A 15047-nucleotide genomic window follows, 5' to 3' on the forward strand; every position below is an offset into this window, starting at 1 on the left:
GGCGGGCGCCGGTCGTCCCTAGCGGGACGCCTCGTCCAGCAGGGCCAGCTCGTCCTGCGACAGCGTCATGTCGGCGACCGCGAGCAGCGGCCGGAGCTGCTCGACGTTGCGGGCGCTGGCGATCGGCGCGGCCACCGTGGGCTGGGCGGCCAGCCAGGCGAGCGCGACGGTGGCCGGCACGGCGCCGTGGGAGGCGGCCACCTTGTCCAGGGCGTCGAGCACCCGCGGGCCGCGCTCCGTCTCCAGGTACCTCGCCGCCTGGCCCGCGCGCGGGCTGTCCACGGTGGTGCCCGGACGGTACTTGCCGGTCAGGAAGCCGCGGGCCAGGCCGAAGTACGGGGTGCTGGTCAGCCCCGCCTCGGTCACCACGTCGCGCAGCGCCCCCTCGTAGCCGCGCTCGAGCAGGTTGTAGTGCTGCTGCAGCACCCCGTACCGCGCCAGGCCGGCCTCCTCGGAGATCGACAGCGCCTCCGCCAGCCGCTCGGCGCTGTAGTTCGAGGCGCCGATGTTGCGTACCTTGCCCTCGGTGACCAGCTCGTCGAACGCGCCGAGGGTCTCCTCCAGGGGGGTGGCCGCGTCGTCGATGTGGGCCCAGTACAGGTCGATGTAGTCCGTGCGGAGCCGCCGGAGCGAGTCCTCGGCCGCCGCGCGGATGTTGGCCGCCGACAGTCCGGCGCGGCCGCTCAGCGAGCCCACTTTGGTCGCCACCACGATCCGGTCGCGGTTGCGGCGAGAGGCCATCCACTCGCCGATCACGGTCTCCGACTCCCCGCCGACGTGCCCGGGAGCCCACGCGGAGTAGACGTCCGCGGTGTCGACGAGGTTTCCGCCCGCCTCGGCGTAGGCGTCCAGGACGGCGAACGAGTCGTCCCGGTCGGCGGTCCAGCCGAATACGTTGCCACCGAGGCAGAGAGGGAACAGGTTCAGCTCAGAAAAGCTCATGGGCCAACTCTATTTCTTGACCAATCGCGCGGTTGCGGGACATCGGCGGTGATTCTCCGGGAGACGCCCCCGCCGGCCGCCCCGCTCTCAGACGGGTGCCATCTCCCTGGCCGGCACGGGCGGTTCCACCGGGTCGATCCGCCCGGCCGGGGGCGGCTCGACCTGCTCCATCAGCTCGTCCATGGCCTCCCGCAGGTGGCCCATGAGCCGCCACACGTCGGCCACCCGGTCCGGGCAGGACAGGATGCCGAAGTCGAGCGAGCCGTCGTAGGAGAAGCAGGTGATGTTGACCCCGCCGCTCACGTCGGTGAGCACCGACATGGGGTGGTAGGCGAGCACCCTGGCCCCGCACAGGTACAGCGGGAGCTGCGGCCCCGGCACGTTCGAGACGATCAGGTTGATCGGCGGCAGCACGATCGAGGCCAGCCGGAACACCGCGGAGGTCGCCAGCGCGGTGACGGCCGAGGGCAGCATCGACGACAGCTCGCCCAGCCAGGCCGTGGGGGCGCCGGCGAAGCGCCGCTTGGCGCTGAGCATCGTGCCCGCCATGACGCGCAGGCGCTCGCGGGGACAGGCCAGGTCGGTCGGGATCGGGGTGACCATGACGGAGATCTGGTTGCCGACCACCTCCCGCGCGCTCGCGGTGCGGACCGCGACCGGGACCGCGGCGATCAGCGGCCGGTCGGGCAGCGCGTCGTGCTCGCGCAGCCACGCGCGCAGCGCCGAGGCGCACAGCGTCATGACCACGTCGTTGACGCTGGCCCCCGCGCTCCTGGCCACCCGCTTGACGTCCGCGAGCGGGATCGACCCGTAGGAGAAGCGCCGCTCGGCGCCGATCGGGCCGTTGAACGGGGTGCGCGGCGCGGTCAGCATGGGCGCCTCTGGCGGTTCGGTCTCCCTTCCCGCGATCAGCCGGGTGGCGGCGGCCACCTGCCGGGCGCCGGGCAGCGCCGAGGTCAGCGGCATCGTGTCGAGCTCGGCCGCCATGCGGCCCAGCGAGTACAGCGTCCTGGCGGGCTGGAGCACCGTCCTGGCCACGGCGCCGGCGAGCATGCCGGCCAGGCCGGGGGCGGTGGTCCGGGGTTCGGGCGCGGGCCGCTCGACGGCACGGGGTTCGGGTGTCAGGTCCAGCAGCGCCGCGAGCAGCTCCGCCCCCGACACCCCGTCGATGGCGCAGTGGTGGACCTTGGCGTACAGGGCGACGCGGCCTCCGGTCAGGCCCTGGATGAGGTGCATCTCCCACAGCGGGCGGTCCCGGTCGAGATGCCGCTCGTGGATCCTGGCCACCTTCTCGGCGAGCTGGGCGTCGTCGCCGGGGCCGGCGAGGGTCACCTCGTGGACGTGGCCGGCGACGTCGAGATCGGGGTCTTCCGTCCAATACGGCCGGTCGAGGCCGAACGGCACGGTGGCCAGGCGCAGCCTCAGCGCCGGGGCCAGGTGCAGCCGCTCGCGCAGCAGCCGGACCAGGCACTCGCGGGTGACGGCCCCGAGGCTGGAGCAGGCGGGGTCGAGGATGGCCAGTCCCGCGACATGGGCCGCCGTGGTCGCCGACTCGGCGTGAAGGAACTGCGCGTCGAGCGCGGTCAGCTGGCGCATCGGTCGGGCCTCCTGGCGGAAAATGCGAGAAATCGGAGAACACGTGTTGCCATCATCACGTCGGCGCGTTTCCCTCTCGTTTCCTCCGTAGGACCTCCGGCGTCTTTCGGGTGTTTTCTCTGGCGAGGTGCGGAGGCCCGCCGATCATCACTTTCCGTAACCTTCCCATTTCACACGGTAGGCATGCCTTCCGGACAGGGTGATACCGGCGATCTTTTCCGAAGGCGATACCCGTCCGTGGGCGTCCGGCGCCGCCCATTTTACATGTATTTCCTACCAAATAACTAGGTAAGAAGCGAGGGTGACACGCCCTCGCCCCCTGTCGTCGCCTCAGCGGCCGAGGAAGGCCAGCAGCCGCTTCAGCGGCCAGGTGTTGATCACGTCGTCGGTGGTGAGCCACCCGCGTTGGGCGACGCCGATGCCGAACCGCTGGTTGTCGAGGTGCGGGACCGCGTGGGCGTCACTGTCGACGGAGAACTTCACGCCGTGGTGGTGCGCGAGCCGCACCAGGTCGGCGGGGAGGTCGGAACGGTCGGGGAAGGAGTCGATCTCCATCGCGGTGCCGGTGCGGGCCGCGGCGCGGAACACCTCGTCCCAGTCGGCGTCCACCGGCGGGCGGATGCCGATCCTGCGGGTGGTCGGATGGCCGATGATGTGCACGTGGGGGTTCTCGCAGGCGGCGACGAACCGCCGGGTCATCTCCGCGCGTGACTGGTTGAAGTGCGAGTGGACGCTGGCCACGCACACGTCGAAGCCCTCCAGCACCTCGGCCGGCCAGTCGACCGAGCCGTCGGGGGCGATGTTCAGCTCGCTGCCGTGCAGCAGCCGCATCTTCGGATACCTCTTCTGCAGCGCGTGGATGCGCTCGCGCTGCTCCAGGGCCTTTTCCAGCTTCATCCGGTGCATCGCCAGGTCGGGCGCGTGGTCGGTCACCGCGTAGTAGGAGTAACCGCGGGCCGCGGCGGCGGCGACCATGTCCTCGAGGGAGGCGATGCCGTCGGTGAGGTCGGTGTGGGTGTGCAGGTCGCCCTTGAGATCCTCGACGGTGACCAGCTCGGGCAGCTCGTGCTTGAGCGCGGCGGCGATCTCGCCGCCGTCCTCGCGCAGGGTCGGCGGGATCCACTCCATGCCGAGCGCCTCGAAGACCTCCTCCTCGGTCGCGGCCGCGATCACCCGGTCGCCGTCGAACAGGCCGTACTCCGACAGCTTCCAGCCCTTCTTCACGATGATCTCCCGCAGGTGCACGGTGTGCTCCTTGGAACCGGTGAAGTACATCATCGCGGCGCCCCACGACTCGGCGGGGACCAGGCGCAGGTCGACCTGGACGCCCTGGGCGGTGCGGATCGAGGTCTTCTTCTCCCCGGAGGCGACGACCTCCGCGACGTAGGGCTGGGCCTTGAAGTCGTCCATCAGCGACTCGGGGCCGACCACGAGGACGTCGATGTCGCCGACGGTGTCCTTCATCCGGCGCAGCGACCCGGCGTAGGCGATCCGCTCGGCGCCCGGCAGCGAGGCGATGACCCGCTCCGCGAGGTCCATCGCGGTCCCGGTGTGCATCCTGGCGCTGTGCTCGGCCAGGTGCTCGACACCTTTGAGGAGGTTCTCCACGGTCTTGGCGCCGAAGCCCTTGACGCCGTCGAGGCGCCCCTCGCCGATGGCCTTAACCAGGGCCTCGGGGGAGTCGATGCCCAGCTCCTGGAAGAGGAAGACGGCCTTCTTCGGCCCGAGCGAGGTCACCCGGGTCAGCCGGCGCACCCCCTGGGGGACCTTCTCCCGCAGGTCGTCGAGCTGCCGGAAGCTGCCCCGCTCCAGGTATTCCTCGACCTTCTTGGCGATCGCCTCGCCCACCCCGGACACGCTCCGCACGGGCACGGTCGTGATGTCGTCGGGGAACCCCGCGATCGCCCTGGCGGCCTTCTGGTAGCTGCGGACCCGGAACGCGTCGCCGCCGTTCATCGCGAACAGCTCGGCGTACTCCTCCAGGGCGGCGGCGACGTCATCGTTAGCTCGTGCCATGTCCCCAGCCTAGAAGATCGCACCGACATTTCCCGGTCGCGGCCGTCATGTGGCACCGGGCGGCGCGCGCCGCCGCGCCGCCCGGTGCCACGCCCCCCGGCTCCCTCAGGCCCCGCCCCGGTCGGGGAGGTCCTGAAAGTCCGCCGGGTAGGTCATCAGGTGGCCGCACATGCCGTCGCGGGGTACGGCGGGCACCCGGGTGACCGCGGCCTCACGCAGGTGGGCGAGGTCGCCGCCGCGCAGCGCGGCCAGCTGGGCGCCCGTCGTCTCGGCGGCGCGCAGCGGGCCCTCGCGCCAGCGGGACTCGAAGGCGTCCAGGCGGGGGGCGACGATTCCGGCGGCGGCCTCCAGGAAGGCGGCGAAGCCCGTGCGGCCCTCGGCGCGCAGCCGCAGGAACCCCTCGACGGCCAGGTCGCGGCGCTCGCGCGGGGCCGAGCCCGCGGCGGCGGCGTACCGGGCGGGGTCGGCGAGGACGTCGGGAGGGAAGGTCAGGACGGCGTCCCCGGCCTCGGGCAGGCCGCTGTTCTGCATGAGGACCACGATGCGCAGGCCGCCGCCGTTGACCAGGCGGTGGACCGTGCCGGGGGTGAAGCGGACGACGGAGCCGGGAGCCAGCGCCGTCTCCTCGTACCCGTTCCAGGTCAGGGTCTGCACGCTGCCGGAACCGGCCACCACGGCGTACGCCTCCGCGCACAGCGTGTGCAGGTGGGGCGAACCTCCGCGCAGGCCGTCCTCGGTGGGCCAGTCGTAGACGGTCAGATCGCTCACGCCTGTGCCGAACACGGGTGCTCCTCACTCCTGCCGAACATCTCCGCCGGGCATCTCCGCCGGACGCCGCGCGGCGCCGGGCCGGTCACGCCGGTTCCGGGTACGGGTGCTCCTTGACGTACGCCTCCAGCCGGGGACGGTCCCACGCGCCGGTGGCCACGACCATCCGATAGCTCAGGCGCAGCGTCGCGCCGGGCGGCAGGACCATCTCGCGGTGGAACGCGATGGACGGGTTGACGGCCGCGAACGGTGTCGTGCGGACGAACCAGACGGTGGGCAGGGCACTTTGGAACAGCAGGGTGGACGAGCGGTCCACCTCGTCGTGGTGGCCGGTGTAGGCCAGCCACGCCGACTCCCCGCCCATCATCTCCGGTCCCTCGCCGCTCTCCGCGATCACCTCCCCGTGCTCGAAGGAGCGGGGCCCGCGCCAGAACAGGCCGCAGTACCCGGCCATCGGGCGGCCGTTGGTGGTGGGGCTGCCGAAGACCAGGTCCTCGCCGCGCACGTTGGTGATCGAGGTGGACAGCTCCAGCGCCCAGGAGTCGTCCAGCACGTCCCGCACCTCGAAGGTCCGCACCTCGTCCACCCAGTGCTCGCCGCCCTGGGTGTGCCAGGTCAGGCGCTCCACGCCGGGGGAGAGGAACTCCTCGTGCCGCATGGTCCCGTTGTTCGGCAGGTCCACGTACCCGGCGGCCTCGCGGACGTAGCTGCCGCCGCCCCAGAAGTTCTCCCCCGACAGGTCCGAGACGGTCATCTGCAGGCCCTTGTGCCAGCGGTGGTCGTGCGGGCGGAAGGTGCTGACCACGTCTCCGGCCAGGGTCCTGATCGGGTGGAAGTACGGCTTGGGCGACTCGAAGACCGGGGTCTCCGGAAGGTAGACGTAGCGCAGGATCTCGACGCCGCGCTCGGTGAAGGTCAGCTCCATGCGTTTCCGTCCAGCCGGTGGTAGAAGGGATGGTCGGGGGTGAGGTCGGAGCGGAGCACGGGCCGGCCGGTGAACGCCGACGCGTACAGGCCGGTGATCAGTTCGAGCGCCTGGCGCCCCTCGGGGCCGCTCATGGGCGGTCGCTCGCCGCGCTCGTAGGCGTCCAGCAGCTCCGCCAGCTGCGCCTCGTGCGAGCTCGGCAGGTCCTCGGGAGGGTTCCAGCGCGCCGAGGTGGAGGTCCAGTCGGCGTTGCGGTAGCCGTACAGGTGGCGCAGCTCCACGGTCGCCTCGGTGTAGTCGAAGCGCAGGTAGCTCTCCTCGCGACGGGACAGCACGCTGTTGACCACCGAGGCCATCGCGCCGGAGTCGAAGCGGACGGCGGCCATCGAGACGTCCTCGGTCTCGATCCGGCGGTCCAGCGTGCCGGTCATCGCGCGGATCTCCGACCAGTCGCCGAGGACCGACAGCATCAGGTCCATCTGGTGGATGCCGTGCCCCATCGTGGGGCCGCCGCCCTCGGTCTCCCACCGGCCGCGCCAGGGCACGTCGAAGTAGGCGTGGTCGCGGTACCAGGTGGTCACGCAGAGCGCGACGAGCGGGCGGCCCAGCTCGGGGGCGAGGGCGCGCAGGTGCCGCGCGCCGGAGCCGAACCGGTGCTGGGAGACGACCGAGGCGTGGCCGGGCCCCTCGGCCGCCGCGATCAGGTCGTACTCGGCCAGCGACAGGCAGACGGGTTTCTCGGTCCACACCCAGGCGCCCGCCTTCAGGCAGGTCACCGCCTGGGCGGCGTGCAGGTGCGGAGGGGTGCACAGGTGGACGAGGTCGGGCCGCTCCGCGTCGAGCATCGCCTCCAGGGAGGTGTACGCCCCCGGGATCGCGTGCTCGGCGCAGAACGCCCTGACCCGCGCCTCGTCCACGTCCGTGGCGGCCACCACCCGCGCCCGGTGCGCCTGGGCGCGCAGCGCGGGCAGGTGGCAGATCCCCGCGATGCCGCCGGTGCCCACGATCGCCACCCGGATCATCTCGGTCCTTCCGTCTCAGAGGGGCCGGAGGTGGACGACCCGGAACCGGGCCGTCCGGGCCGTCCGGGCGGTCCGGACGGCTCGGGCGAGCTCCCGGCCTCCGGTCGCGGGGAGCACGATGCGCGACCGGAGGCCCGGAGACCGCCCGCGGGCGGGTGCGTCACCGTACGACCACCGTCGTCAGGGAACGCGGGGCGAGGGTGAGGGTCCTGCCGGATCTCAGCCCGGGGAGCGGGGTGGCGGCGAGCGAGTGCTCGGCGTCGGTCAGGTAGGCGGTGGCCCGGCCAGGCCGGGTGGTGATCTTGGTGGTGACGGGGGCGGTGGAGGTGTTGAGGATCTCGACGACCTCCGAGCCCCCGGCGTTGCGGAAGGCGGTGACCTTCAGCGCGGGGTCGGCAGAGGCGACGGAGAGCCGGACCGCGCCGGGGCGGACGAAGCGGCTGTAGGCGGCCAGCGCCCACAGGCGTTTGGAGACGCGGTAGGTCGCGGTGGCCTCGTCGATCTGGATCAGTCCCCGGGTGGTGCCGCGCGAGGCGCCGAACCAGAAGACGTAGCCGTTCGCCCTGCCCAGGGTGAGCGAGTCGTGGATCTGCTGGGCGACCGCGAAGCCGTCGTAGCCGCTGCCGTCGTCCCACGCCTCGTTCCAGGTGGTCCCGTTGGGCGACCACTCCGACATCCACACGGGCCGGTCGGTGGGCAGCGGGCCGTCCACCGGGCTGACGTAGGGGTGCCCGGCGTGCGTGGCGACCCACCGCCGCGCGACGGGGTCGGCCTCGATGGCGGCGGTGTACTCGCGCTGCTGGGACCAGCCGGCGGCGTCGCAGCAGATCACCTTGAGCCCGGTACGGGCCGCGGTGGGGCCGAGCACCTTGACGAACTCGGCGGCCTCCTGGGGGGTGAACCGCATCGAGGCGTACGAGACGGTGAGGTCGGGTTCGTTGGTGAACCCGATGTCGGTGATCCTGATGCCCTCGGTGGCGTAGAACTTCGCGTACTGGACCAGGTAGTTCGCGTACGCCTGCCGCCATTCGGGGAGCAGCTTCCCGCCGTTGCTGTCGGAACCGTTGTCCTTCATGTAGCCGGGGGCGCTCCAGGCGTCGGCGTAGAAACGGGTCACGCCGTAGCGCCTGGCCTCCTTGGCCAGCCAGACCTGGCCGCCGTCGTCGCCGTCCCAGACGTACTTCGGGGGCGCGCCCGGCCCGCCGGGGTCCTCGGGCTGGATGGAGGTCATCAGGTCGTACGGGCTGCCGGCGGGGGAGGAGCCGATGCCCAGGCGCAGGATGCTGAGCCCGGCGCCCCTCTCCGGGCTGAGCCACAGGTCGAGGATCTCCCGCTGCTTGGCGGCGGGCAGCGCGCGGACCAGCTCGTTACGCCGGAACGCCTGCGAGAAGCCGAAGCCGTCGATCCGCTGGAGAACGCCGTGATGGTCCACCCGAACATGGGAAGCGCTTTCCGCAGGGGCAGGGCTGAACCCGAGGAGAGGAAGTACGAGGACCGGTGTCAGCAGTGCCCTGTGACGTCGAGACATGCGGAAACCCGCTTTCCGAAAGTTTCACAAGATTACCGAGACATTTCGTGACAAGTACCGTAAATGTTTCGAGAGCGGTCGTCAACAGCCCCTCGCGGCGCGGGCGGGGTCGCCGGGCGGGGCCGGTCGGACGGTATCGCCGGGCAGGCGGCTGCCGGATGCGGCGGGGCCGCGGGGCGGTCAGCCGGCCGGGCGGGCGGTGCTCTCGCGGACGAGGAGGTCGGTGGCCAGCTCCACCCGCCGGGGCTCGTGCCCGCCGCGGTCGAGGCCGAGCACCATCCGGGTGGCCAGCGCCGCCATCTCCTGGAGCGGCTGGCGCACGGTGGTGAGCGGAGGCCACGCGGAACGTGCCAGCGGCAGGTCGTCGAAGCCCACCACGGACAGGTCGTCCGGGACCCGCAGGCCGCGCTGCCTGACCGCCTCGAAGACGCCGAACGCCTGCATGTCGCTGCCGGCGAAGATCGCGGTGGGCGGCTCGTCCAGGGACAGCAGGGCGTGGCCGTGGTCGCGGCCCGAGCCGACCAGGAAGTCGCCGTACCTGATGAGCGCCGCGTCCACCGCGATCCCCGCGGTCTCCAGCGCCGCCCGGTAGCCGTCGACGCGGGCCCGGCTGCACAGCATGTCGGCGGGGCCGCCGATCATCCCGATCCTGCGGTGGCCCAGCTCCAGCAGGTGCCGGGTGGCGGCCAGGCCGCCGTTCCAGTTGGTGGCGCCGACCGAGGCGACCCCGGGCGGCGGCTCGCCCTCCGGGTCCACCACCACGAACGGGATGGACCTGGCGGCCAGCTGGCCGTGCTGGTCGGCGCTGATCCGGGAGCCGACCAGGATGGCCCCGTCGGTGCGCCGGGCGGCGATCCGCTCCACCCAGTCCCTGCCGGGTCCCGCGTGGCTGTGCAGGACCGAGACGACCACCCCGGCGTCGACCTCGCGGGCGGCGGTCTCCACGCCGCGCACCAGCTCCATCGCCCACGGGCTCTCGATCTCGGTGAAGACCAGGTCGACCAGGCCGACGGGGGCGTCGCCCTGACCGGTCCTGCGCCGGTAGCCGTGCTTGTGCAGCAGGTGCTCGATCCGCTGCCTGGTCTCGGACGCGACCTCGGGCCGACCGTTGATGACTTTCGAGACCGTGGGCGCGGAGACCCCGGCCTCCTCGGCGATCAGGGCGATCGTCACGCGCGGCTTGGTTGGCATGCGGCGAATACTAACTGAAACCTTTCGGAGGCTTTCCCGGGGAGGTGGTTCTCACGGTCCGGGATCACTACCACGGGGCTATTGACGCGTAACCACGAGTTTACCTATTCTCCGGATCACGAAATATTCGGGGAATATGTGAAAATTTCAAGCAAACTCCCGAAAGGGGATATCCATGCTGAGTCGGCGAGGCGTGGTGGCTCTGGCGGCATCCGCTCTGCTTCTCGGAGCCTGCAGTACGAGCGGAGACGGCGAGGGGGCCCAGGCAGGCGCGAGCACCGGCTCGGAGAAGGTCACCTTCGAGTTCTGGAACCTGGCGACGGCGGATCCCATGAAGACGTTCTGGGCCAATGCCATCAAGGAATACCAGGCGGCCCACCCGAACGTGACGATCAAGAACATCTCCATCGAGAACGATTCCTACAAGCCGAAGCTCGCCACGCTCACCCAGTCGGGCAAGGCACCCGATTTGTACTCCACCTGGGGTGGCGGCGTCCTGAAGCAGCACATCGACGCGGGCCTGGTGAAGGACCTGTCGTCCGAGGCCGGTGACGTCATCGGCGGCATCACCCCGGCGGCCCTGGCCGCCTACCAGTTCGACGGCAAGACCTACGGGCTGCCCATCGACATCGGCATGGTCGGCTTCTGGTACAACAAGGCGCTGTTCAAGAAGGCCGGAATCACCACCCCGCCCGCCACCTGGACCGAGTACCTGGACGCGGTCAAGAAGCTGAAGGCGAGCGGGACCACCCCGATCGCCCTCGCGGGCAAGGCCAAGTGGCCCGGCCACTACTACTGGGCCTATCTGGCCATGCGGGTGGCCGGGCTGGACGCGCTCAAGCAGGCCGGCACCACCAACGACTTCACCGGTCCCGACTTCGTCGCCGCCGGGCAGAAACTCAAGGAACTCGTCGACCTCCAGCCGTTCCAGAAGGGCTTCCTGGGCGCCGACTACTCCACCCCCGACGGCCAGTCCGCGAACGTGTCGAACGGCAAGGCCGCCATGGAGCTGATGGGCCAGTGGGCCCCGTCGGTGCAGAAGGACTCCGGCAAGGGCCTCGGCGACGACCTCGGCTTCTTCCCCTTCCCGGCGGTGGAGGGGGGCAAGGGCGCCGCGGGCGACGCGTTCGGCGGCGGGGGCGGCCTCGCCGTGAGCGTCAACGCCCCGCCGGCGGCGCTGGACTTCCTGAAGTTCGCGCTCAAGCCGGAGAACCACAGCAAGGCCGTGAAGGCCGGAGGAGTCCTGCCCGTGCTCAAGACGGGTGAGGAGGCGGCCGTCACCGACCCCCACATCAAGACGGTCTCCGAGACCCTCGCGGCGGCGAGCGGCTTCCAGCTCTACCTCGACCAGGAGTACCCGCCGGCCGTCGGCCAGGAGGTCAACGACGTCGTGGCCGAGCTGATCGGGGGCACCAAGACGCCGGAGGAGGTCGTCCAGGCCATCACCGAGACGGCCAAGTCGGAGTCGGAGTAGCCGCCCGGTATGAAAACGGTGACGACGACGACAGGGCCGGACGCACGTCCGGCCCCTCACCCCGATCGGCCCGCCGCGGGGCGGGGGCGGGGCGGCTCTCGCCGAGGTCGCGGCTGGGTCACCGCGATCCTGTTCGTGCTCCCCGCGCTGATCCTGTTCGCGCTCCTGGTGCTGCTGCCGATCCTGGTGGCCGGCTACACCAGCCTCTTCAAGTGGAACGGCATCGGCCCGCCGAGCAACTTCATCGGCCTGGACAACTTCACCCGGCTGTTCCAGAGCGACATCTTCGCCGGCGACCTGCGCAACGGCGCCATCCTGATCGTGCTGGGCCTGTTGGTGCAGCTGCCGCTCTCGCTGGGCCTGGCGGTGATGCTGAACCAGCGGATCCGCGGGCGGGCCTTCTACCGCCTGCTGTTCTTCGCGCCGTACATGCTCTCCGAGGCGATCATCGGCGTGCTGTTCTCGATGATCCTGTCGCCCGAGACGGGCATGGCCAACCAGCTGCTGGTCTCCTGGGGGATGGAGCCCTGGACCTGGCTGTCCGAGCCCGACACCGTGATGTTCTCGCTGTTCCTGGTGATCACCTGGAAGTACTTCGGATTCCACATGATCATCTATCTGGCCGGACTGCAGGGCATCCCCAAGGAGCTGAGCGAGGCGGCGAGGATCGACGGCGCCGGTGGCTGGAACGTGTTCCGCCACGTGACCCTGCCGCTGCTCGGCCCCACCATCCGGGTCAGCGCGTTCCTGTCCGTCATCGGCACGATCCAGCTCTTCGACCTGGTCTGGATCCTCACCGGCGGCGGTCCGTCGCACGCCTCGGAGACCATGGCCGTCAGCATGTTCGAGTACGGCTTCAAACGATCCCAGATCGGCTACTCCAGCGCGATCAGCGTCGTCATGTTCGTGATCAGTCTCGTCTTCGCTCTCGGTTACCAGCGGTTCGTCCTGCGCCGGGACCTGGAGGGGGCCAGCACCACCATGGGGGACCGCCGATGATCGCCCGGCTCCGCACGTTCCCGATCCACGCGGTCATCTGGGTGGCGGCCGTCTTCATCGTCATCCCCTTCCTGTACGGGCTGCTCGGCGGTTTCAAGACCTCCGGCCAGCTGTCGACCAACCCGCTGGGCCTGCCCTCCCCGTGGGTCACCGACAACTACACCGACGTGATCGTCTCCGGCGCGTTCTGGCGCCAGCTCCTCAACAGCCTGTTCATCGCGGTCGCGACCACCGTGCTGGTCGTGGGGCTGTCGGCGATGGCCGCCTTCGCGTTCGCCCGGTTCGCCTTCCGGGGCCGGGAGTTCCTGTTCACGCTGTTCGCCATCGGGCTGATGTTCCCGTTCGCGGTGGCGATCCTGCCGCTGTTCGTCCTGCTGCGCACGTTCGGCCTGCTGGACAACCCGCTCGGGGTGATCCTGCCGCAGGCCGCGTTCGGCCTTCCGCTCACCGTGATCATCCTGCGGACGTTCTTCCGGTCCATCCCCAGGGAGATCGAGGAGGCCGCCATCATCGACGGCTGCACCTCCTTCGGCTTCTTCTGGCGGGTGCTGCTGCCGATCGCCAAGCCCGCCCTGGCCACCGTCTCGGTGCTGGCGCTCGTGGCGAGCTGGAACAACTTCTTCCTTCCGCTGGTGGTCTTCAACGACCCCAGCCTGTGGACCCTGCCGCTCGGCGTCCAGCAGTTCCAGGGGGAGTACATGACGGACATCGCCAGGGTCCTGGCCTACGTCATCGTCGCGATGGTGCCCGCTCTGGCCTTCTACGCCGTCGCCGAGCGTCAGTTGATCAGCGGCCTCACCGCCGGTGCCACCAAGGGCTGACCCGAATCTCATCGCCTGAGTAGAGAGTGAGACACCATGACCCTGAGTGTCGCCGGATCGCGTCTCGTCGATTCGGCCGGCACCCCGGTACGGCTGCGTGGAGTGGGCCTCGGGGGCTGGCTGAACATGGAGAACTTCATCACCGGCTACCCGGCCAACGAGTCCGCGATGCGCGAGGCCGTCCGGGAGGTCCTGGGGGAGGACCGGGCCGAGCTGTTCTTCGACCGGTTGCTCACCTCGTTCTTCGGGGCGGACGACGCCGCGCTGCTCGCCGGGCTCGGCACCAACTGCGTCCGCATCCCGATCAACTACCGCCACCTGGAGTCCGACGACCGCCCCTTCGAGATCGTCGAGCACGGCTTCCGCCACCTGGACCGGGTGATCGGCCTGCTCGCCGAGCACGGCATCCACAGCGTCATCGACCTGCACGCCCTGCCCGGCGCGCAGAACCAGCACTGGCACTCCGACAACCCCACCCACGTCGCCGCGTTCTGGCAGCATCGGCACTTCCAGGACCGCGCCGTCCATCTGTGGGAGGTCGTGGCCGACCGGTACCGGGACAACCCCTGGGTGGCCGGATACAACCCGATCAACGAGCCGGGTGACCGGAGCGGGCGGGTCGTCGGCCCCTTCTACGACCGCCTGGTCAAGGCCGTCCGCGCCGTCGACCCGAAGCACGTGCTGTTCCTGGACGGCAACACCTACTCCACCGACTTCTCGATCTTCCGTGAGGTGTACGAGAACACGGTCTTCGTCTGCCACGACTACGCCCTGGCCGGGTTCGCGCACGGCGGCCCCTACCCCGGCCACACCCGCGGCGAGTGGGTGGACCGGGAGCAGCTGGAGCGATCCTTCGAGCGGCGGACCGTCTTCCAGCGCGAGACCGGCACCCCCATCTGGGTCGGCGAGTTCGGGCCCGTCTACACCGGGGACCCGGAGATCGACCGGCAGCGCTACCAGATCCTCCGCGACCAGCTGGAGATCTTCGACTCCTACGAGGCCGGCTGGTCGCTGTGGACCTACAAGGACGTCGGGCTGCAGGGCCTGGTCAGCGCCGGTGAGCCGTACATGAGCCGGTTCGGCGACTTCATCGCCAAGAAGGGGCGGCTGGGCGCCGACCGGTGGGGCTCGACGATGGAGGAGTCGGCGAGCGAGCTGGCCCCGCTGCACCGGCTGATGGAGACCGAGTTCCCGTCCTGGGACCCCTACCCGTGGGGCGCCCGTTACCAGACCGACGACCTGATCCGGCACATCCTCATCGCGCAGGCGCTGCTTCCCGAGTACGCGGAGCTGCTGCGCGGCTGCTCCGACGAGGAACTGACCGCCCTGGCCGACTCCTTCGCCCTCGCCCGCTGCGTCCGGCGACAGCCGCTGCTCGACCTGCTCGCCGAGAACCTGCGCGGCGCCTGAGGCGGGTTCCACTCCTACCTACCTGACCGAGGAGCCCAGGGAAGATGCGCACCGTCCAGGCCGACGACGCCACGGGCACCACCCGCACGGCCGCGACCTGGAGCGACCCGGCCGGGCGGAGCCACGTCGACACGTCGAGGCGGGAGGTGCTCCGGCTCGCCAGGTAGACACGACCGCCATGCTGCCGGGTCCGTCCTCCTTCGGGGGGACAGGGCCTGGCTCCGGGGGGTGCCGGGCCCGGCCTTCAGGGGGGTGGGGGTCCGGCACCCCTTTCCGGGAACCCGGGTTCGGAGGATCACCCGTCTCCGGGGAACCTCCGTGACGCTCGAAGGCCCGGGGCAGGTCCCTGACACGT

At 70.7% G+C, this 15047-nt stretch carries 13 protein-coding genes; 5 read left to right on the top strand and 8 right to left on the bottom strand.

Translation table 11 applies throughout. The features are described 5' to 3' along the window. Positions 1-18: 18 nt before the first annotated feature. The 8 genes from ACTOQ3_RS05940 to ACTOQ3_RS05975 all read right to left on the bottom strand — a co-directional run bounded on the left by ACTOQ3_RS05940 (position 19) and on the right by ACTOQ3_RS05975 (position 9988). On the bottom strand, positions 19-942 hold the full coding sequence (locus ACTOQ3_RS05940) for an aldo/keto reductase (protein WP_440082398.1): 924 nt from the start codon (positions 940-942) through the stop codon (positions 19-21). A gap of 87 nt (positions 943-1029) precedes the next feature. After that, the gene (locus tag ACTOQ3_RS05945; RefSeq protein ID WP_440082399.1) at positions 1030-2538 is read right to left on the bottom strand and encodes a WS/DGAT/MGAT family O-acyltransferase; all 1509 of its coding nucleotides are present in this window, start codon (positions 2536-2538) and stop codon (positions 1030-1032) included. 330 nt (positions 2539-2868) lie between these two features. After that, a complete protein-coding gene (polX, locus tag ACTOQ3_RS05950; RefSeq protein ID WP_440082400.1) occupies positions 2869-4554 on the bottom strand; it encodes a DNA polymerase/3'-5' exonuclease PolX in 1686 nt (561 codons plus the stop codon). 105 nt (positions 4555-4659) lie between these two features. Further along, positions 4660-5337 carry a cupin domain-containing protein gene (locus tag ACTOQ3_RS05955; RefSeq protein WP_440082401.1) on the bottom strand — a complete coding sequence of 226 codons (678 nt, stop codon included), beginning with the start codon at positions 5335-5337 and terminating at the stop codon, positions 4660-4662. A 70-nt stretch (positions 5338-5407) separates the two neighbouring features. Continuing rightward, a complete protein-coding gene (locus ACTOQ3_RS05960) occupies positions 5408-6247 on the bottom strand; it encodes a PmoA family protein (RefSeq protein WP_440082402.1) in 840 nt (279 codons plus the stop codon). After that, a complete protein-coding gene (locus ACTOQ3_RS05965; protein ID WP_440082403.1) occupies positions 6238-7269 on the bottom strand; it encodes a Gfo/Idh/MocA family protein in 1032 nt (343 codons plus the stop codon). Before ACTOQ3_RS05965 ends, ACTOQ3_RS05960 begins: the two co-directional genes overlap by 10 nt. Before the next feature lie 160 nt (positions 7270-7429). Next, complete coding sequence (locus ACTOQ3_RS05970) at positions 7430-8701, bottom strand: glycoside hydrolase family 30 protein (RefSeq protein ID WP_440082404.1); 1272 nt, start codon at positions 8699-8701, stop codon at positions 7430-7432. Positions 8702-8977: 276 nt separating this feature from the next. Beyond that, on the bottom strand, positions 8978-9988 hold the full coding sequence (locus ACTOQ3_RS05975; RefSeq protein WP_440082405.1) for a LacI family DNA-binding transcriptional regulator: 1011 nt from the start codon (positions 9986-9988) through the stop codon (positions 8978-8980). 175 nt (positions 9989-10163) lie between these two features. Here ACTOQ3_RS05975 and ACTOQ3_RS05980 point away from each other — a divergent pair, with 175 nt between their 5' ends. The 5 genes from ACTOQ3_RS05980 (at position 10164) to ACTOQ3_RS06000 (ending at position 14859) form a co-directional block, all read left to right on the top strand. Continuing rightward, positions 10164-11462 (top strand): extracellular solute-binding protein, encoded by a 1299-nt coding sequence (locus ACTOQ3_RS05980; RefSeq protein WP_440082406.1) that lies wholly within the window; start codon positions 10164-10166, stop codon positions 11460-11462. Between the two features lie 135 nt (positions 11463-11597). Further along, on the top strand, positions 11598-12461 hold the full coding sequence (locus ACTOQ3_RS05985) for a carbohydrate ABC transporter permease (protein ID WP_440082407.1): 864 nt from the start codon (positions 11598-11600) through the stop codon (positions 12459-12461). After that, the gene (locus ACTOQ3_RS05990; RefSeq protein ID WP_440082408.1) at positions 12458-13282 is read left to right on the top strand and encodes a carbohydrate ABC transporter permease; all 825 of its coding nucleotides are present in this window, start codon (positions 12458-12460) and stop codon (positions 13280-13282) included. The genes ACTOQ3_RS05985 and ACTOQ3_RS05990 overlap by 4 nt, the downstream gene beginning before the upstream one ends. A gap of 36 nt (positions 13283-13318) precedes the next feature. Beyond that, complete coding sequence (locus ACTOQ3_RS05995) at positions 13319-14692, top strand: glycoside hydrolase family 5 protein (protein ID WP_440082409.1); 1374 nt, start codon at positions 13319-13321, stop codon at positions 14690-14692. Between the two features lie 44 nt (positions 14693-14736). Then, positions 14737-14859 carry a hypothetical protein gene (locus ACTOQ3_RS06000; RefSeq protein WP_440082410.1) on the top strand — a complete coding sequence of 41 codons (123 nt, stop codon included), beginning with the start codon at positions 14737-14739 and terminating at the stop codon, positions 14857-14859. Positions 14860-15047 lie beyond the last annotated feature (188 nt).

The organism is Streptosporangium sp. LJ11, from assembly GCF_051918945.1.
GTDB lineage: Bacteria > Actinomycetota > Actinomycetes > Streptosporangiales > Streptosporangiaceae > Streptosporangium.

Bases quoted from the DNA above. Each gene is read 5' to 3' on its own strand.
- ACTOQ3_RS05940 (WP_440082398.1), bottom strand. From the start codon at position 942: ATGAGCTTTTCTGAGCTGAACCTGTTCCCTCTCTGCCTCGGTGGCAAC.
- ACTOQ3_RS05945 (WP_440082399.1), bottom strand. From the start codon at position 2,538: ATGCGCCAGCTGACCGCGCTCGACGCGCAGTTCCTTCACGCCGAGTCG.
- polX (WP_440082400.1), bottom strand. From the start codon at position 4,554: ATGGCACGAGCTAACGATGACGTCGCCGCCGCCCTGGAGGAGTACGCC.
- ACTOQ3_RS05960 (WP_440082402.1), bottom strand. From the start codon at position 6,247: ATGGAGCTGACCTTCACCGAGCGCGGCGTCGAGATCCTGCGCTACGTC.
- ACTOQ3_RS05965 (WP_440082403.1), bottom strand. From the start codon at position 7,269: ATGATCCGGGTGGCGATCGTGGGCACCGGCGGCATCGCGGGGATCTGC.
- ACTOQ3_RS05975 (WP_440082405.1), bottom strand. From the start codon at position 9,988: ATGCCAACCAAGCCGCGCGTGACGATCGCCCTGATCGCCGAGGAGGCC.
- ACTOQ3_RS05980 (WP_440082406.1), top strand. From the start codon at position 10,164: ATGCTGAGTCGGCGAGGCGTGGTGGCTCTGGCGGCATCCGCTCTGCTT.
- ACTOQ3_RS05990 (WP_440082408.1), top strand. From the start codon at position 12,458: ATGATCGCCCGGCTCCGCACGTTCCCGATCCACGCGGTCATCTGGGTG.
- ACTOQ3_RS05995 (WP_440082409.1), top strand. From the start codon at position 13,319: ATGACCCTGAGTGTCGCCGGATCGCGTCTCGTCGATTCGGCCGGCACC.
- ACTOQ3_RS06000 (WP_440082410.1), top strand. From the start codon at position 14,737: ATGCGCACCGTCCAGGCCGACGACGCCACGGGCACCACCCGCACGGCC.